The following is a 17,415-nucleotide window of genomic DNA, read 5'->3' as shown; positions in this document are numbered from 1 at the left end:
AGGCGTCCTCATGGCCCTGTATCGTGAACTCGACTATGGCACCCCCGCCCGTACCGGTGCCCCGGTAACGGTGGAAATCGACGGCACCGCCATCACCGTGCCGGCCGGCACCTCGGTGATGCGCGCGGCCCAGGAGGCCGGCATCGCCGTGCCCAAGCTGTGCGCCAGCGACAGCCTCGAGCCGTTCGGCTCCTGCCGCCTGTGCACCGTGGAGATCGAAGGCCGCCGCGGCTACCCGGCCTCCTGCACCACCCCGGTGGAGCCGGGCATGAAGGTCCGCACGCAGAGCCCGAAGCTGGCCGAGCTGCGCCGCGGCACCATGGAGCTGTACATCTCCGACCACCCGCTGGACTGCCTGACCTGTTCGGCCAACGGCAACTGCGAGCTGCAGGACATGGCCGGCGTGGTCGGCCTGCGCGAAGTGCGCTACGACCCGGTGAAGACCCACCTGGCCGAGGCCAAGGACGAGTCCAACCCCTATTTCAGCTACGACCCCGCCAAGTGCATCGTCTGCAACCGCTGCGTGCGCGCCTGTGAGGAGGTGCAAGGCACCTTCGCCCTGACCATCGACGGCCGCGGCTTCGACTCGCGCGTGGCCGCCGGCCAGGACGAGGACTTCCTCGACTCCGAGTGCGTGTCCTGCGGCGCCTGCGTGCAGGCCTGCCCGACCGCCACGCTGATGGAGAAGTCGGTGATCGAGATGGGCCAGGCCGAGCGCAGCGTCACCACCACCTGCGCCTATTGCGGCGTCGGCTGCTCGTTCAAGGCCGAGGTCAAGGGCAACGAAGTGGTGCGCATGGTGCCGAACAAGGATGGCCACGCCAACCACGGCCACTCCTGCGTCAAGGGCCGCTTCGCCTGGGGCTACGCCACCCACCCGGACCGCATCAAGGCGCCGATGATCCGCGACAGCATCGACCAGCCCTGGCGCACCGTCAGCTGGGACGAGGCGATCGGCTACGCCGCCAAGCGTTTCAAGGAGATCCAGGCGCAGTACGGGCAGAACGCGGTCGGCGGCCTGACCTCCTCGCGCTGCACCAACGAAGAAGCCTACCTGGTGCAGAAGCTGGTGCGCGCCGCCTTCGGCAACAACAACGTCGACACCTGCGCGCGGGTCTGCCATTCGCCGACCGGCTACGGCCTCAAGGTCACCCTCGGCGAGTCGGCCGGGACCCAGGACTTCGACTCGGTGCTGGCCGCCGACGTGGTGCTGGTGATCGGTGCCAACCCCACCGACGGCCACCCGGTGTTCGCCTCCCAGCTCAAGCGCCGCCTGCGCGAGGGCGCCAAGCTGATCGTCGCCGACCCGCGCGGCATCGACCTGGTGCGTTCGCCGCACATCAAGGCCCAGCACCACCTGCAGCTGCGCCCCGGCAGCAACGTCGCCCTGCTCAACAGCCTGGGCCACGTCATCGTCACCGAGGGCCTGGTCGACGAGGCCTTCGTCGCCGAGCGTTGCGAAGCCGAAGACTTCCAGCAGTGGCGCGCCTTCGTCGCCGACCAGCGGCACAGCCCCGAAGCCATGGAGGCCAACACCGGCGTGCCGGCGGCCGAAGTGCGCGCCGCGGCGCGCCTGTACGCCACCGGCGGCAACGCGGCCATCTACTACGGGCTGGGCGTGACCGAGCACAGCCAGGGTTCCTCCACCGTGATGGCCATCGCCAACCTGGCCATGGCCACCGGCAACATCGGCCGCGCCGGTGTCGGCGTCAACCCGCTGCGCGGGCAGAACAACGTGCAGGGTTCCTGCGACATGGGCTCCTTCCCCCATGAGCTGCCGGGCTACCGCCACGTCTCCGACCCGGTGATCCGCCCGCTGTTCGAAGAGGCCTGGGGCGTGTCCCTGCTCGACGAGCCGGGCCTGCGTATCCCCAACATGCTGGCTGCCGCCCATGCCGGCACCTTCAAGGGCATCTACATCCAGGGCGAAGACCCGGCGCAGTCCGACCCGGACACCCAGCACGTCACCGACGCGCTGAAGGAAATGGAGTGCGTGGTGGTGCAGGACCTGTTCCTCAACGAAACCGCCAAGTTCGCCCACGTGTTCCTGCCGGGCGCTTCCTTCCTGGAGAAGAACGGCACCTTCACCAACGCCGAGCGGCGTATCTCGCCGGTGCGCAAGGTGATGCCGCCGCTGGCCGGCAAGGAAGACTGGGAGGTCACTGTGGCGCTGTCCAACGCCCTGGGCTACCCGATGAACTACAGCCACCCGTCGCAGATCATGGACGAGATCGCCCGCCTGACCCCGACCTTCACCGGGGTCAGCTACGCCAAGCTCGACCGCCTGGGCAGCATCCAGTGGCCGTGCAACGACGAGGCGCCGGAGGGCACGCCGATCATGCACGAGGACCATTTCGTGCGCGGCAAGGGCCGCTTCATGGTCACCGAGTACATCCCCACCGAGGAGCGCACCTCGCGCAAGCGCCCGCTGATCCTCACCACCGGGCGCATCCTCTCGCAGTACAACGTCGGCGCGCAGACCCGCCGCACCGACAACGGCGCCTGGCACGCCGAGGACGTGCTGGAGCTGCACCCGGTGGACGCCGAGGACCGCGGCATCAAGAACGGCGACTGGGTCGGCATCAACAGCCGCGCCGGCGAGACGGTGATGCGCGCGGTGGTTACCGAGCGCATGCAGCCGGGGGTGGTCTACACCACCTTCCACCATCCGGAGTCCGGCGCCAACGTGATCACCACCGACAACTCGGACTGGGCGACCAACTGTCCCGAGTACAAGGTCACCGCGGTGCAGGTCAGCAAGGTCGAGGCGCCGTCGCAGTGGCAGGAGGAGTTCCAGGCCTTCACCAAGGAGCAGCTCGACTTCCTGCCGCGGATCAAGGTGACCCAGCTCTGACCGCCGGCGGCGGGCCATCCTGGCGATGGCCTGCCGCTGTACTTCTTCCACCTCTTCGACCACACAGGGGTTCGCAGATGGGCATGAACGCCACGCAACTGATCAAGATGGCCAACCAGATCGGCGCCTTCTTCGCTTCCCAGCCGAATCCCGCCCAGGCACGGGCGGATTTCGCCGTGCACCTGAAGAAACAGTGGGACCCGCAGATGCGCGTCGCGCTCTACGCCCACATCGACGCCACCGCCGGCGAAGGCCTCAGCGCCTTTGCCCTGGAGGCGATGCGCGACCAGCGCGCAGAGATCGAGCCGGTGGCCAAGAGCGCCTGATCGACGCTCAAGCGACCTGGCCCAGTCAGGCGCATCAGCCAACAAGAAGCCCGCGCGATGCGGGCTTTTTGTTGGCTGCCATGGGCTGTAGAAAGGCTGTTTTACCTGCCCGGTGGACAAGCGGAGCCTTGTCCACCGGGGATATCCAGGCTACTGGCTTATTCCTCCGCTGTGATCGGCGCGGGCACCCGATTGTTCACCGACGGAATGCTCTGCAGGTAGGCATAGATCGCCCCCAGATCCGCGTCCGTCATGTTTCGGTACACCTGAACCGGCATGGGCGGCAAGACCGGTCGTCCGCGCCCCAGGTGACGGCCCGTGCGGATGGTCTCGATGAAGTTGCGTTCGGTCCACTTGCCCAGGCCCGTTTCCCTGTCCGGCGTCAGGTTGGCCGTGAAGCTGACGCCCCAGGGGCCGGCATAGGCGGTGTTGGTGGCCGCGATGCTGACCAGCCAGGGGCCCTCGGGAAGCTTGGGCGCGGGCGGCAGCTGCAGCGACTGGGGATGGCCGGACAGCGCACGGCTCATGTCCGGCGCCGGCCCGTCCGGCCCCATGACCCAGGGCGTATGGCAGTCATGGCAGCCCGAGGTATCGACCAGGTATTTGCCGCGGGTCACGCTGGTCGTCGGGTTCTCGGGCTGGGCCTGCCCCGTGTCGCCCGCCGCCAGCGCGGCGCTGGTCATGACAGCCAGATACAGCGCCGAGGCGCGGCGAAGAACAGCGCTTGCGATTCTCATGGTGTTTTCTCCTGTAGGAATGGAAGTTCGTGGACGATCCACCGCTCGATCAGGGCGTTGGCTTGGGCATCGGTCCGCACCGTGCCGAGCGGAGGCATTTGCAGCACCGGATTGCGCGAGCGCATCCGGGCCAGGAGCAGGCTGCGTGCGGCATCACCGGGAACGATGCGGGTGTCCAGGTTGTTCAGGCGCGACTCGCTCAATTGGCCCACGGTGGTGCGCAGGCTGCGTTCGGCGTCGGCGGCGGCGCCGGCGCCCTGGGTCAGGCTCAGCTCCAGCAGGGCCAGCGGTCCGGACGCGTTATGGCAATGGCCGCAATTGCCGTGCAGATAGCCCAGGGCCGCCCGTTCGGTCGGCGACCGTGCGGCGATGCGCGGCGGCTGGTCGAGCAGCCCCCGAGGCAGGTCGCGCAGCAGCCCGCGGGTCAACAGCCCCTCGAGGTTGACAGGGTCGGCTTCGACGGCTTGGCCATGAGGTGCCAGCCCATCCCGATCCGGCGACAGCTGCAGGGCGCTGAAACCCAGCACCGGCACCGGACCGGCCTCATGGCAGCCGCGGCAATCATCGCGCGACGGCACGGCGTAGCGGCCGCCCGGCGCCGCGGCGACGGCCAGCGTCGCGCCTTCGCCCGGGGCCAGCGCCGCGTCCCGGCCATCGGCCGCCCAGATATAGGTCAGGTAGCGCCAGGAGCCGTCCGCCAGCCGCTCGATAAAGCGCGTCTCGACGGGCTGGCCGGCGTAGGCGAACTCCTTCCACAGCCGGGTGCCCTTGGGGAATACCCAGGCATCCGGGGTCGAGGCATCGATGGCCGAGCCCGGCGGCAATGACAGCCAGCGGCGTTTTTCGGCGCCGTCGGACCACAAGGGGTATTGCGGCGCGAAGGCCTGCAGGCCGCTGGCGATCGCGCGGGAGCCCGGTGCGAACAGCCCGGTTTCGCTGAGCAGCGCCGGCGGATCGCTCGACGGGTCTGTCGCCGGTCGCGCGAGGCTCGCGGTCGACGCAAGGCCGAGCGCCGCGCCGAGCGCGGCCAGCCGCCAGGGCACTCCGATCCGCCGCTTCATGGCCGTGGGGCCGCCCGCCGCGCGCCGAGCAGGCCGCCTTGCTGGGCGGCGTTGGTTGCCACAACGGCAGTGCACGGGCTTGGGCTCATCGCAGCGTTCTCCACATTGATCGGGGTCTGCTTGCCAGCGCCTTTCCGCTGGCCAGGTGGGCGCACTTTATGGGCGCGTAGCCGAGGGAAAAACAGCATTACACTGAACGGATGATTTGGTGATTCGGAACAATCAGATGGACCAGCTGGCCTGCATGCGGATATTCGTGAGGGTGGTCGAACACGGCGCCTTCGTGCGTGCCGCCGATAATCTGAATACCTCCCGGGCGTCGGTCACCACCGCCGTCGCGCAACTGGAGCAGCGTCTGGGCGTACGCCTGTTGAACCGCACCACGCGGCGACTCGGTCTGACCGAAGAGGGGCAAGCCTATTACCAGGATTGCGTGCGCATTCTGGGTGAGATCGCGGAAGCCGAAGACAACCTCTCCAGCGGGCGCTCACTGCCCCGTGGTCGCCTGCGGGTGTCGGTCGCCCAGTCCATCGTGCCCCTGGCGTTCTTTGCGAATCTTGCGCAGTTCATGGCGAGCTACCCCGATCTCTCAGTGGATGTGATCATCACCGATCGCATGGTCAATCTGGTCGAGGAGGGCATCGACTGCGCGCTGCGCAGCGGCAGAGTTCCAGCGGACGCCGATCTGGTCGCGCGAAAGCTGACCAGCGTGCGCTGGCTGACCTGCGCGGCACCCAGCTATCTCGCAGGGCGCGGCATACCGGCGCGCATCGCGGATCTGGGCCGCCACGATTGCATCCAGTTCGTCTCGCCCTCGACCCGGCGTGGCTGTGACTGGCCGTTCGAGGAGGGCGGCAAACGGGTCGCCTTTACGCCTCGGGGAAGGCTGCGGCTCACCTCCCTGGACGCCACGATCGCCGCGGCGGCCGCCGGGCTCGGGGTGGCCCATGTCCCGGAGCCGCTGGTGCAGGGCGCCATTTCAAGTGGCCAGTTGCAGCCATTCCTGACCGAGCATTCGGTTGAGGCCTTGCCGCTGATGCTGGTCTATCCGGGTAATCGCTACCTGCCGGCGAAGGTGCGCGCATTTGTGGAGTTCTTCGAGAAGGCCTATCCGAGGGAGGGATCGTGGCCGAGCCTTGCAGCCGGAATGGACAAGGGGGCGACTGGAAAAGGGGCTAAATAAATCCGCCCCCTTTTTCATGAGAACCGTAGGGCGGGTTAGCCGAAGGCGTAACCCGCCGAGCGATGGTGTGGCCAACGCCAAAATTGCGCGGCCGCCGTGTCAGGCGACAATCCAAAACTATCGGTTTAACCCGCCCCCCACGCAGATCAAATTCGGACATACGCAATAACGCATTAACCCGAAGATCGATCAGCGCGGGGCATGACCCGCCCTACAAGGCTGCATAAAAAGACACCGGCACGAGGCCGGCGTCAGGTGAGAGCTGTATCTATAAATCTAAAGAAACTGGAAAGATAAAGACGCTCCCAAAAGGCTAAGCTCGGTAATGGTTGAAGGGGGTATGAAACCACCTTCTTGCTCATCAGAGTTCTTAACGGGAAGCACTAAGTCTACTTCTAGATACTCGGGCTTAATGATATCTCTGGCTTCTCGAATTCGCTCAATGCCGCCAAGGTGAGTCCAAAGTGCTGGAATCAGCTCATCAATTCGGCAGCCATTAGGGATCTGCACTGAAAATCTGACAAATGAGCGCTTCAATAGACTTTTTACCCCTGGCTTAACTGGTTCACCACGAGTACCAGTTTCAGAGGCTTTCCTCCCTGTTGCAGACTCCACTTGTTCAGGCGTCAGCTCAAATCCACGCAAGCATAAAGCTACTGTTTTAACCTTATTAGGTGTTGTGCTCATAGTGGCTCCTTGTCAGCCCCTGGAACAGTATCAACCTTAACCAGCAGGCCGTATTAAATCATCCGGCCCCTACACCTGTAGGTGCTGCACCAACTTGAACGCCGTACCAGTACAACCTGAAACCTTGAACCGAAAAGGTCTGAACGGGCTGCTGGGGGAATTGATACGGACGTAGGGCGGGGTTAGCCAAAGGCGTAACCCGCCGAGCGTTGTGCCGGCCAGCAGCAAACCCATTGCCGCCATGCCAGCCGGCAGTACGGCGTGGAGGTAAACACCGGTCAGTGCGGGTCAATGACCCGCCCTACAAGGCTGAATATAGAAAAAAGGCTGTAACCCGCTTGCAGGTTGCAGCCTTTTTAAGCTAGTGCTCGCTAATTTCGGGGCTCAATGTAAAGCTCTAAATGGATTTCAGCTACTTCTGCTGAAGTGCCGTCCTCGAACTCAATTACATATACAACTCCTTCCGGAAAAGACTTTAAAAACTCACCTCTTCGAGTTTCAAAGACCCCAACAACCCAAGCCTTTTTCCCTGGACGTGCATTTGAGGGGGCTGCACTGGAAGCTGTAACGATGTCATCGTAGTTAAATTTAGGCATAGTTAATATATCGGTAGGTGAGGATTGCCATCAGGAGTTGTCACTCCTGGCCTGTGTCCATGGGGCCCCTGAGCGCGAGGGTCGGACTGATTCCGGTGCCCTCCTCGGTCTAGTCGGTCTCCTGTTGGTCTGCCATCTGCACCCACGACTTGTTGGTAGTCGCCATTCGGGGAGCTGTTGACGCTCTGTCCAGGCTCAACGGGAATTGCATTTCCGTTCTCATCAACAACAATCACCGGCTCATCTACGGGGCCAGCATACGGGTTGGTGTTGCCTTCGCCATCACCATCCTGCGCGGCCTCATTCGCTAGATAGCCGCCAAGTAGAGCTCCTCCAACTGCTGTGCCTACATAAGCACATGCCGAGATTGCTGCTTCGGCTATTACGGCGCATGTGGTCCAACCTATGCCAGGGACAAAGCAAAGCGCTGCTACTGCAAGGCCTTTAGGATCAGAATACTTCAGCGGGTTTCCATAGACATAGCCGTATGTATTCAACCCACCCCTGAGCCCAATCGGATCGCTTTCGACGTAGCGCCCGGTCTGCGGGTCGTAATCGCGGAAGTAGTTGTAGTGCAGCCCGCTCTCCTGATCGAAGTACTGCCCTGGGAAGCGTAGGTTCATCGTCAGGCTGCCGCTGGCCTGGCCCACGCCGAAGGCATCCGATTGCCACTGCCACACGCCCTGCTGGCTCTGGCTGGTGGCCAGGCGCGGGGTGTTGAGGTGGTCGCTGTGCAGGTAGAACGGCGTGCTGCTGGCGACGCCACCCTGGCCGTCGTAGCTCACCGTGATGCCGCCCAGGGGCAGGCTGTCGAGCCAGATGTAGAACTGGCCGCTGAGCTTGGCGCCTTGGGCGTCGTAGCGCTCTTCGCCGAGCAGTTGGCCGTCCGGGCCGTAGAGGAACACCGTGGTGCCGTCGGCGCCGAGCTTGTGGGTGCGCTGACCGAGGGCGTTGTAGCGGAACTCGGCCACGATGTTGCCGGCGAGCTTCACCCGGGTCAGGCGGTTCTGCGCGTCGTAGTCCAGTTCGCGCTCGGCGCGGTCCTGGGTCAGGTTGCCGGCGGCGTCGCTGAGTACCGCCAGGCCGTCGATCTCGCTCAGGCGGTTGCTGTTGGCCGCGTACTGGTACGTGTGGGTGCTGCCGGCCTGCGCCTGGCCATTGATTATGGGGGTGACGGTTTTGCCGTTGCGGTTGCCCACGGCGTCGTAGCTGTAGCCTTGCTCTAGGTCGGCCTTGTGCTCCGCGGTGAGGCGGTCGAGGGCGTCGTAGCGGTAGTTGAGGTCGCCGAGCAGGCTGCTGCCCAGCGTTTCGATATTGCCGTTGGCGTCGTAGCCGTAGCTGCTGTTCCAGCCGGCCACGGTCTGCTGGCTGAGGCGGTAGTCCTGGTCGAAGGTGCGGCTGAGGCTGACGCCGTTGCCCCAGGTCAGGCTGCTGAGCGGGCCGAAGGGCAGGTAGGCGATGGCGCCGGCGAAGGCGCTGGGCGGGTTGCTGCCCACCTGCAGCTGCACCTCGCGCACCTGGCCGGCAGCGTTGCGCGGGTAGAGCACGCTCAGGCCCAGGGGGTAGTCGATGCGGGTCAGCTGGTTGGCGCCGTCATAGGCGTAGCCGAGGCGGTCGTACTGGTCGACGCCGCCCACCGCCACCGAGCGGATCTGCTCGACCAGGTTGCCGCGGGCGTCGTAGCGGTAGCCGAGCACGCCGCTGGCGTCCTGCACGGCGGTGAGGCGGCCGATGCCGTGGTTGCCTTCGGCGGTCATGTCGTAGTGGTACTGCACGTTGAGCGCCGGGCTGGCCGGGTACTGGCGGCCGGTGAGGCGGTTCAGCGCGTCGTAGCTGTAGGTGGTGACCACGCCGTTGGCGTCGGTCTTGCTGATCACGTTGCCGGCGGCGTCGTGGCTGTAGGTGGTGGTGCCGCTGTCCGGGCTGATCAGCTGGGTGAGGTTGCCGAGGCCGTCATACACATAGCGGGTGGTGACGCCGCGCGGGTCCTTGACCTCGGTGAGGTTGTCCTGGCCGTCGTAGGCCAGGGTGGTGACGCCACCCAGCGGGTCGGTGTTGCTCACCAGGCGATCGAGGGCGTCATAGGCCTGGCTGTGGCTGAACTGGCGCGGGTTGGTGCTGGCGCTCGGGTTGTCGTTGAGGTCGTACTGGTAGCGGCTGGTCTGCCCGGCGGCGCCGACGGCGCGCAGCAGGCGGCCCAGTTCGTCGTAGACCCAGGTCTGCTGCTGGGTCAGGTTGTTCGAGGCATCCTTGAGGCGCTGGGCGGTGCGGTTGCCCATGGGGTCGAGGTCGTACTCGACGGTCTTGCCGAGGTTGTTGCTGATCTTGGTCAGGCGCCGCGCGCCGTCCCAGGTGTAGCTCAGCCAGCTGCCGTCGCCGCGGGTGACCTTGGTGATCAGGCCCACGGCGTCGTGCTCGAAGGCAGTGGTGCTGCCGGCGGTGCTGACCGAGGCCAGCCAGCCCTGCGGGCTGTAACTCAGGTCGGTGGTGACGCCGTTGGCGTCGGTCAGGGTCTGCGGGTTGCCGTAGTTGTCGAAGTTGGACAGCTGGGTGATATGGCCGAGGGCGTTGGTCACCTGGGTCAGGCGGCCCTGGGCGTCGTAGGCGTAGGTGGTGACGTCCTGCACATCGGTGTGCGGGCCGTCGGCGGTCTCGATCAAGCCTTGGCTGTTGTAGCTGTAGCTCCAGCTGCGTTCGCTGGCCTGGGCGCTGGACGCCCCCAGTGCCGCTGTCAGCGCCAGCGCGAGCAGGCTTGCGCGATGCAAAGTGTTCATCGGTCAGTTCCTTCTGATCAACGTTCGGAAATGGTTTGGCTTAGCTGGTTGCCTTGAGCGTCGTATTCGAAGCGCAGCACGCGCCCGGGCTCGGTGATGGTTACCGGCAGATAGAGCGTCGGGTGCCATTCGGTGGTGACGGTACGCCCCTGTGGTGTGCCGGAGGCCTCCGTGCGGGAGATTTCCAAGCCGCGGGCGTTGTAGTCGTAGGTGGTGACATTGCCCTTGTTGTCGGTCCGCGTCTTGATCAGGCCGCGGTTGTCATAGGTGAAGGTCGAATTGCTGCCTGGGCAGTTGGCCGATGCCACACCGGCCAGGGAGGTGACGCGCTTGGCACCGGCGACGGTCTGGAAGCTGTAGGTGGACTTCTTCCCAAGCGGGTTGGTCAGGGTGGTGGTGCCATTGCTGTTGTAGGTGAACAGCCACCTGTCGACGCCGCCGTTCAGTTCGCTCTTGGTGGCTCGCCCTTGGGCATCGAAGGTCCAGGTGACATAGCGGATGCCACGCTCGTCGGTGATGCCGGTGAGCCAGCCGCCTTCACGGGTGTCCTCGTAGTGATAGCTGCGCGAGCGGCTTTTCCCCCCCTGAGTGCGCGTCGCTTTGGTGAGTCGCCCGGCGCTGTTGTAGGTGTAGGCCACCTGCAGCGTGCCGGCCGTCAACCCGCTCAGGCGCTTGGCGCTGTTGAAGGTGAGCGTCATCGACCTGCCGAGCGAGTCGCTGAGCACGATCTGATTGGTGCCATAGGCCAGGGTTTCAAACGTGCCGTTGGCCCGCTCGATCCGCGTCAGCTGCCCCTGCGGGTTGAAGTACAGGTGCTCGTTCTGCGGCGAGTCATAACGCCAGCCATCGACGGTCTTTTCCAGCCGTCCCAGTTCCTTCGGCGAGGCGGTAACGGTGCTGCCGGAAATCGTGAACAGACTCTCTCGGCCATCGGCATTGACCAGCAGTGCTTTGCTTGGAGATGTCTTCAACCTGGCCGAATAGCTATGGGTCCAGTTCGTGGTCTTGCTGTTGTAGTAGCGCGCGAAGTGCAGCTGGGTACCGGGCAGCCCCTGGTAGTCGACTTCGACCTGGTAGCTGTTGCCGTTGGAGACGTTGATCGGGTCGCCCTGGGCCTGGCTGGGGGCACCTGAGCTGGCAAGCACCGGCTCGGCGCTTTGCACGGGGCAAGTGCCCGGCAGGTCGGGGTTACCGATGCCGTCGACCTCCGGGCAGAGCAGCTCGGCTGGGCGGTCATAGAAAACCGGGCCGGCGAAAACATCGAAGTGGGTCTGATTGGCGCCCGCATAGCTGGTCGCCGTCACACCGTCGACCGAACCGGTGAAGTTGTCGTGCAGCAGCACTGCATGCGTCTTGCAGGTGTTGGGGAAGGCTCGACGCATGTTGCCGTTCGACTGTTTGAGTGTGGCCAGCATCTGATCGGGGGTGTACCAGGCACTGCTTTCGTTCCATTTGATGACCTTGCCACCGGAGCATTGCAGGCCTGCGATCTTGTAGAGGTATTGGCCTTGCCCGTTCGGGGTTTGCGGCGCGGCATAGACTTCAGTACCGAAGTAGCTGACGCCGCCTGTCGTGCAGCTTGCTGCGGCGAGGGCGGACTGCGGGACGAAGGCACAGGTGGAGAAAACGAGGGCGAGACTGAGCCCGCAAGAGGAACGATCCATGTTCTGGAATCCTGCCGTGGATAAGTGACGCGGCGAAGCCTAAGGCTCGGCCGAGAAACTTGCCAGCGGGCAAATGAGCAGCGCTGCGCAAGATTGCATCATCGCCGCGCAACCGCCATTTCGCGCAGGGGGGCGAGAGGACGCCATATCAGGCGGTGGGCGCGGCTTCATCCGGCGCCGGGCTGTAGACCCTTGGCGCGCTGTGGTGGGGCAGGTGGATCAGGTTGAGGTGGTGGCGGCGGGCCCACTGCACGGTCAGGCTGGTCGGTGCCGAGAGGCTGACCAGGGTGCCGATCTTCGCCCGCACCGCCTTGTGGATCAGCTCCAGGCTGCAGCGGCTGGTGACCAGGGCGAAACCCTGGCGCGGGTCGAGGCGTTCGCGCAGCAGGGCGCCGATCAGCTTGTCCAGGGCGTTGTGGCGGCCGATGTCCTCGCGGCACAGGCGGATCTCGCCGCTGCCATCGATGAAGGCCGCGGCATGCAGGGCGCCGCTCTGCCGGGCCAGGCGCTGGTAGGTGCCGATGCGCTCGCGCAGGCCCTGCAGGTGGTCGGCCGGCGGCAGTGGGCTGGCGTTTAGGGTGTCGAGTTGCGGCAGTGCCTGTTCCAGTGCCTCGACGCCGCACAGGCCGCAGCCGCTGGTGCCGGCCAGATTGCGCCGCTGCTGCTTGAGGGCCCAGAAGGCGCGGCTGCTGATCTGCACCTCGGCGCTGAGGGCGGCGCCGGCGCGCTTGACCTGGATGTCGTAGATGTCGTCGAGGCCGTCGACCAGCGCGCCGCTCAGGCTGAAGCCGGCGACGAAGTCCTCCACCGCCGAGGGCGAGACCATCATCACCGCATGGCTGATGCCGTTGTAGCTGATCGCCAGGGCGCATTCCTCGGCCAGCACGGCCTCGCCCGCCTGGGCGGCGGCATCCAGTTCGACATAGGCGTAGGCGTCCTGGGCGGGGCCGTCGCCGGAGGTTGAGGTGGTTGCGGCGCGCGCCATGTTCGAGCCTTCCGAAAGGGTAATGGGCCTAGCCTAAGCCCCCGGGGCGCAGGCGTCTAATGCTGCGCACGCCTGTGCCGAGGCTGGGCAGTCGCGGGTCGTTTTTGGCCGGGATGGGCTCAGGGCAACAGCGCGCGGTAGTCCTCGACCGCGGCGAATTCCTCGGTGTTCTTCGGCCCCTGGCGGCTGTCCGGCTGGCGCACCGCCAGCAGGTGGCCGACGCCGAATGCGCGGGCGCTGCGCAGCACCGGCAGGCTGTCGTCGATGAACAGGCTGCGTGCCGGCTCGAAGCTCAGGTCCTGCTGCAGGGCATGCCAGAACTGCTGGTTCTCCTTGGGGAAGCCATAGTCGTGGGAGCTGATCAGGCGGTCGAAGTAGGGCGCCAGTTCGATGCGTTCGAGCTTGAGCGACAGCGAGTCGCGGTGGGCGTTGGTGATCATCACCACCTGCTTGCCGGCGGCGCGCAGGGCGGCAAGGAAGGTGTCGGCGTCCGGGCGCAGGGCGATCAGGTCGGCCACCTCGCGCTTGAGCTCGCGGATCGACAGCTTGAGCTCGCGGGTCCAGAAGTCGGTGCAGTACCAGGTCAGCTGGCCGGCATGCTCGCGGAACAGCGGCAGCAGCTCGGCGTCGGCCAGGGCGCGGCTGATGCCGTGGTGCTCGGCGTAGCGCCGGGGCAGGTGCTCGAGCCAGAAGTGGTTGTCGAAGTGCAGGTCGAGCAGGGTGCCGTCCATATCCAGCAGGACGGTGTCGATCTCGCTCCAGGGTAGCGGCGGCATGGCAGGGTCTTCGGCGGCTGGTGCGGAGTCTGTCGCGATTCGGTCGGCAGCCGTCGTCTATCGCGCAATCTCCGCCGGGGCTAATCGGAAAAGCCGGGGTATGATAACCCGCCCGGTCATGCCAAGGAGCCGCATCATGCGCCAGAAGCCCACCGTACTCGCCCGCGAGATAGTCGCCAGCAGTCGCCTGTTCCGTGTCGAGGAACTGCAGCTGCGTTTCGCCAACGGCGTGGAGCGCACCTACGAGCGCCTGGTCGGCAAGGGCGTCGGCTACGGCGCGGTGATGGTGGTGGCGATGGTCGATGGCGAGCACGCGCTGCTGGTGGAGGAGTACTGCGGCGGCACCGACGAGTACGAGCTGTCGTTGCCCAAGGGGCTGATCGAGCCGGGCGAGGACGTGCTGGTGGCGGCCAACCGCGAGCTCAAGGAGGAGGCCGGTTTCGGCGCCCGCCAACTGGAGCACCTCACCGAGCTGAGCCTGTCGCCCGGCTACATGAGCCAGAAGATCCAGGTGGTGCTGGCCCGCGACCTCTACGAGGAGCGCCTGCCGGGCGACGAGCCGGAGCCGATGCGGGTGGACCGGGTCAACCTGCGCGAGCTGTCGAGCCTGATGCAACACCCCCAGTTCAGCGAGGGCCGTGCCCTGGCCGCCCTCTACCTGGCGCGCGACCTGCTCAGCCAGCGCGGAGATTTCGTCCTGTGAACCATCCCCTGATTCCCGCGGTGATCCAGCTGGTGCGCCAGGCGGGCAGCGCCATCCTGCCCCATTGGCGCGCCGGCGTGGCGGTGACCGAGAAGGCCGACGCCTCGCCGGTGACCGCCGCCGACCTGGCCGCCCACCACCTGCTGGTCGACGGCCTGCGCGCCCTGGACGCGAGCATTCCGGTGCTGTCCGAGGAGGCGGCGGACATCCCCTTGAGCGAGCGCGCCGGCTGGAGCCGCTGGTGGCTGGTCGATCCGCTGGACGGCACCAAGGAGTTCATCGCCGGGTCGGAAGAGTTCACCGTCAACGTCGCCCTGATCGAGCGCGGGCGGGTGGTGTTCGGCGTGGTCGGCATCCCGGCCAACGGCCGCTGCTATTTCGGCGGAGCCGGGCTGGGTGCCCGGCGCGCCGAGGCCGACGGCACCGAGCAGGTCATCGGCGTGCGCCTGGCGCCGGCCGAGGCCTTCACCCTGGTGGCCAGCCGCCGCCATTCCAGTCCGGCCCAGGAGCGCCTGCTGGCGGGGCTCGGCGAACGTTTCGGCGACCTGCAGCTGCTCAGCGTCGGCAGCTCGCTGAAATTCTGCCAACTCGCCGAGGGCCTGGCCGACTGCTACCCGCGCCTGGCGCCGACCTCGCAGTGGGACACCGCCGCCGCCCAGGGCGTGTTGGAAGGCGCCGGCGGCGAGGTGCTGACCCTCGAGGGCGAGGCCTTGACCTACGAGGCCCGCGAGTCCCTGCTCAACCCCTCCTTCCTCGCCCTGCCGGCTGCGGCCGAATGGCGCGCCGAGCTGATCCAGCTGGCCCGCGCCCTGGATTGAGGCGGGTAGCGGCATGGCCGTCTACTGGCGGGTGGGTGATGGGGCGCGCTGCTCAACCCAACCTGCGCGGCGCTCAGTCGAGCATGTCGCGGTAGCGGTCGTCCTGCTTGAACACCAGCGGCTGGGGGAAGCCGGGTACCCTGAGCTGTTCGCTGCCCAGCTCGATGGCCTGGTCGTCGATCAGGTCGTTGCCGAAGTTGTAGATGATGTCCAGCTGGCCCTTTAGCGCCTGCTGGTCGTACTGCCGGGCGGCGGCGCGGGTCTGTTCGCGGCGTGCGCAGTAGGCGGCGAAGACGGCCTCGCCATGGCGCTTGCGCAGCATGCGCTCGGCCACGTGGGGGGCCAGCACCAGGGCACTGGCGTTGTTGCCGCCGAAGCCCTTGGAGTTGATGAAGCAGACGTCCAGCGCCTGCTCGCCGGTCTGGCGGTCCCTGGTGGCGATGCTCAGGTGCTGCTGGTGCACGTCGTCGGCCACCGCGTCGATGGTCTTGATCCCGGGGATGATGCCGTACTTGAAGGTACCCAGGGCGGCGATCAGCTGGTCGCCGCTGGCGCTGGCCAGGGAATGGCCGACGAAGGCCTTGGCCGCGGTGATCGGCCACTGTTCGATGGCGAAGGTGGCGGCGATGCGGTCGAGCAGCTCGGACTCGGTGACCCGGTTGGCCGGCGTGCTGGAACCGTGGGCATGGACGAAGCTGCGCTGGCGCACGGCGTCGATGCCGAGCAGCTGCACGGCGCTGGCCACCGCCTTGGCCATGGTCAGGTAGTTGCCCGGGCCGGGGGCGGAGATGGACTTCTTGAAGCCGTCGGCGTTGATGAACACGTCCGGCACCGCGCCGTGGATGTCGGCGCCCAGCTCCAGGGCCAGCTCGTCGTCCATCAGCACCACGAACTGGCAGGCCTCGGCCAGGGTGAAGCCGCAGTTGTCGCCGAACGGGCGGCTGGCGCGGCGGAAGTCCACCTGGTCCTGGCCCTCGACCTGGCGCAGGCCGTCCTCGGTGGCCAGGGCGCCCATGGCGCCGTAGCCCTCGATGCATTCCTGGTTGATCGGCGCCTCGCTGCTGCCGACTATGACCACCCGCGCCTTGCCCAGGACGATCTGCTCGACGCCCTTCTGCAGGTTGTAGAGGAAGGTGGCGCAGGCGCCGGTGACGGCGCCGGTGGTGCCGACGCTGCCCAGCACGTAGGCGTTGATGAAGTCCGCCGACATGGTGTTGAGGCCCAGGGCCAGTTGCTTGGCGGTGACCCGGCCGCCCTTGAGGCGCGACTGCATCAGGCCGCCGAAGCCGTTCTCGTCCAGCTGGCTCATGATGCAGCTGGAGAACACGGCGATCTCGTCCGGCGCCACCCGCTCGACGATCGACTGCCAGGGCAGGCCGGTGGAGCGCAGGGCATCGGTCACCCCGACCACCGCCATGCTCAGGCCGCGCGGGTGGAAGCGCGAGTTGTACAGCTCGGCCGGCTCGAAGCCGCTGGGCAGCTGGCCGGCGGACTTGACCGGCAGCGGCCGGTAGCTGTCGACCTTGAATTCGCAGTTGTCGTGCAGGGTGACGCGCACCTCGGCGGCGTTCAGTTCCTCCACCGACCAGTTGGCCGGCAGCGGCTCGGGCAGCTGCTTGCGGCTGGTGATGAAGCTCAGCGGCGCGTCCGCCGCGCCGGCGACGCCGATGCTCTTCTGCCAGTGGGCGGCGTCGACGTCCAGGTAGGTCTTCTCGATGCGCCGCACCAGGGTCGAGGCGAGGATCTGCTCGGCGAAACGGCTGTCGATCTCGGCCAGGCTCAGGGGCGTGCCGTCGGGCGCCTGGTGGACGCCGTCGACCACCCGCACCAGCTTCATCATCACCGCCAGGCCGGCGAGGGTTTCCTGGCGCGCGGCGACGTCCATGGACTCGAGTACGGTGCGGCGGAAACCGTGGTGAAAGGAGCTGCGGCCGGCTGCGTTATAACCACCAAAACCAACGATCACGGGGAAACGAGACTTCACGCGGGGAACTCCTTCAAATAAGTACGCCAGGACAAGCCGCGGCTGAGGCCAGGGACGCTTGTCGCCCGCCCGCCCCCCTGCTTCGGGGTATGGCACGGAACGGGCCTTGGCTCGACTGTTCGGATGCCTATGCTGACGCGGTTCATGACCTGTGAGTCACGGCCGGGTCCGGGCGCTGCTTGCTCGGAAGCGTGCGCCTGCCGGGTTTCGAAGCGCCGCCGCGCCGGCCGGTGGCCTGGCCGTCGAGGGCATGGCGCCCCTGCCGGC

Annotated in this window: 13 protein-coding genes; 5 read left to right on the top strand and 8 right to left on the bottom strand. The window is 66.4% G+C overall.

Annotated elements, in window-relative coordinates; genetic code table 11:
* Nucleotides 1–10 precede the first annotated feature (10 nt).
* Entirely contained in the window at nucleotides 11–2,854 is a 2,844-nt protein-coding gene (gene fdhF / locus I0D00_RS10750; RefSeq protein ID WP_213639712.1) for a formate dehydrogenase subunit alpha, read from the top strand.
* A gap of 83 nt (nucleotides 2,855–2,937) precedes the next feature.
* Nucleotides 2,938–3,180, top strand: a complete 243-nt coding sequence (locus I0D00_RS10745; protein WP_246533202.1) for a formate dehydrogenase subunit delta — start codon at nucleotides 2,938–2,940, stop codon at nucleotides 3,178–3,180.
* 158 nt (nucleotides 3,181–3,338) lie between these two features.
* Here the strand turns inward: I0D00_RS10745 and I0D00_RS10740 are convergent, their stop codons facing one another.
* Nucleotides 3,339–3,917: a hypothetical protein gene (locus I0D00_RS10740; protein WP_213639710.1), complete on the bottom strand. Its 579-nt coding sequence runs from the start codon at nucleotides 3,915–3,917 to the stop codon at nucleotides 3,339–3,341.
* Nucleotides 3,914–4,978, bottom strand: a complete 1,065-nt coding sequence (locus I0D00_RS10735) for a hypothetical protein (protein ID WP_213639709.1) — start codon at nucleotides 4,976–4,978, stop codon at nucleotides 3,914–3,916. The genes I0D00_RS10740 and I0D00_RS10735 overlap by 4 nt, the downstream gene beginning before the upstream one ends.
* Before the next feature lie 226 nt (nucleotides 4,979–5,204).
* Here I0D00_RS10735 and I0D00_RS10730 point away from each other — a divergent pair, with 226 nt between their 5' ends.
* Nucleotides 5,205–6,161: a LysR family transcriptional regulator gene (locus tag I0D00_RS10730; RefSeq protein ID WP_213639708.1), complete on the top strand. Its 957-nt coding sequence runs from the start codon at nucleotides 5,205–5,207 to the stop codon at nucleotides 6,159–6,161.
* A gap of 276 nt (nucleotides 6,162–6,437) precedes the next feature.
* Here the strand turns inward: I0D00_RS10730 and I0D00_RS10725 are convergent, their stop codons facing one another.
* The 5 genes from I0D00_RS10725 to yrfG all read right to left on the bottom strand — a co-directional run bounded on the left by I0D00_RS10725 (nucleotide 6,438) and on the right by yrfG (nucleotide 13,643).
* Nucleotides 6,438–6,848: a hypothetical protein gene (locus I0D00_RS10725; protein WP_213639707.1), complete on the bottom strand. Its 411-nt coding sequence runs from the start codon at nucleotides 6,846–6,848 to the stop codon at nucleotides 6,438–6,440.
* A gap of 598 nt (nucleotides 6,849–7,446) precedes the next feature.
* The gene (locus I0D00_RS10720; RefSeq protein WP_213639706.1) at nucleotides 7,447–10,218 is read right to left on the bottom strand and encodes an RHS repeat-associated core domain-containing protein; all 2,772 of its coding nucleotides are present in this window, start codon (nucleotides 10,216–10,218) and stop codon (nucleotides 7,447–7,449) included.
* Between the two features lie 17 nt (nucleotides 10,219–10,235).
* Entirely contained in the window at nucleotides 10,236–11,882 is a 1,647-nt protein-coding gene (locus tag I0D00_RS10715) for a DUF6531 domain-containing protein (protein WP_213639705.1), read from the bottom strand.
* A 148-nt stretch (nucleotides 11,883–12,030) separates the two neighbouring features.
* The gene (gene fdhD / locus I0D00_RS10710; protein ID WP_213639704.1) at nucleotides 12,031–12,867 is read right to left on the bottom strand and encodes a formate dehydrogenase accessory sulfurtransferase FdhD; all 837 of its coding nucleotides are present in this window, start codon (nucleotides 12,865–12,867) and stop codon (nucleotides 12,031–12,033) included.
* 119 nt (nucleotides 12,868–12,986) lie between these two features.
* Nucleotides 12,987–13,643: a GMP/IMP nucleotidase gene (yrfG, locus tag I0D00_RS10705; RefSeq protein ID WP_213639703.1), complete on the bottom strand. Its 657-nt coding sequence runs from the start codon at nucleotides 13,641–13,643 to the stop codon at nucleotides 12,987–12,989.
* 136 nt (nucleotides 13,644–13,779) lie between these two features.
* On the opposite strand from yrfG, the gene nudE reads away from it, so the two are divergent.
* Complete coding sequence (gene nudE, locus I0D00_RS10700) at nucleotides 13,780–14,346, top strand: ADP compounds hydrolase NudE (protein ID WP_213639702.1); 567 nt, start codon at nucleotides 13,780–13,782, stop codon at nucleotides 14,344–14,346.
* On the top strand, nucleotides 14,343–15,164 hold the full coding sequence (gene cysQ, locus I0D00_RS10695) for a 3'(2'),5'-bisphosphate nucleotidase CysQ (RefSeq protein ID WP_213639701.1): 822 nt from the start codon (nucleotides 14,343–14,345) through the stop codon (nucleotides 15,162–15,164). The genes nudE and cysQ overlap by 4 nt, the downstream gene beginning before the upstream one ends.
* Nucleotides 15,165–15,237: 73 nt before the next feature.
* Here the strand turns inward: cysQ and I0D00_RS10690 are convergent, their stop codons facing one another.
* Entirely contained in the window at nucleotides 15,238–17,148 is a 1,911-nt protein-coding gene (locus tag I0D00_RS10690; RefSeq protein WP_213639700.1) for a beta-ketoacyl synthase, read from the bottom strand.
* Nucleotides 17,149–17,415 lie beyond the last annotated feature (267 nt).

Source organism: Pseudomonas lalucatii (assembly GCF_018398425.1).
Taxonomy (GTDB): Bacteria; Pseudomonadota; Gammaproteobacteria; order Pseudomonadales; family Pseudomonadaceae; genus Aquipseudomonas; species Aquipseudomonas lalucatii.
The sequence above is the reverse complement of the archived record's forward strand: the minus strand, read 5'-3'. Positions and strand labels throughout refer to the sequence as shown.

What these genes read in the sequence shown, in the direction of transcription:
- I0D00_RS10740 (WP_213639710.1), bottom strand. Translation starts at nt 3,917, where the DNA reads ATGAGAATCGCAAGCGCTGTTCTTCGCCGCGCCTCGGCGCTGTATCTG.
- I0D00_RS10730 (WP_213639708.1), top strand. Translation starts at nt 5,205, where the DNA reads ATGGACCAGCTGGCCTGCATGCGGATATTCGTGAGGGTGGTCGAACAC.
- I0D00_RS10735 (WP_213639709.1), bottom strand. Translation starts at nt 4,978, where the DNA reads ATGAAGCGGCGGATCGGAGTGCCCTGGCGGCTGGCCGCGCTCGGCGCG.
- fdhD (WP_213639704.1), bottom strand. Translation starts at nt 12,867, where the DNA reads ATGGCGCGCGCCGCAACCACCTCAACCTCCGGCGACGGCCCCGCCCAG.
- fdhF (WP_213639712.1), top strand. Translation starts at nt 11, where the DNA reads ATGGCCCTGTATCGTGAACTCGACTATGGCACCCCCGCCCGTACCGGT.
- I0D00_RS10715 (WP_213639705.1), bottom strand. Translation starts at nt 11,882, where the DNA reads ATGGATCGTTCCTCTTGCGGGCTCAGTCTCGCCCTCGTTTTCTCCACC.
- yrfG (WP_213639703.1), bottom strand. Translation starts at nt 13,643, where the DNA reads ATGCCGCCGCTACCCTGGAGCGAGATCGACACCGTCCTGCTGGATATG.
- I0D00_RS10720 (WP_213639706.1), bottom strand. Translation starts at nt 10,218, where the DNA reads ATGAACACTTTGCATCGCGCAAGCCTGCTCGCGCTGGCGCTGACAGCG.
- I0D00_RS10725 (WP_213639707.1), bottom strand. Translation starts at nt 6,848, where the DNA reads ATGAGCACAACACCTAATAAGGTTAAAACAGTAGCTTTATGCTTGCGT.
- nudE (WP_213639702.1), top strand. Translation starts at nt 13,780, where the DNA reads ATGCGCCAGAAGCCCACCGTACTCGCCCGCGAGATAGTCGCCAGCAGT.
- I0D00_RS10745 (WP_246533202.1), top strand. Translation starts at nt 2,938, where the DNA reads ATGAACGCCACGCAACTGATCAAGATGGCCAACCAGATCGGCGCCTTC.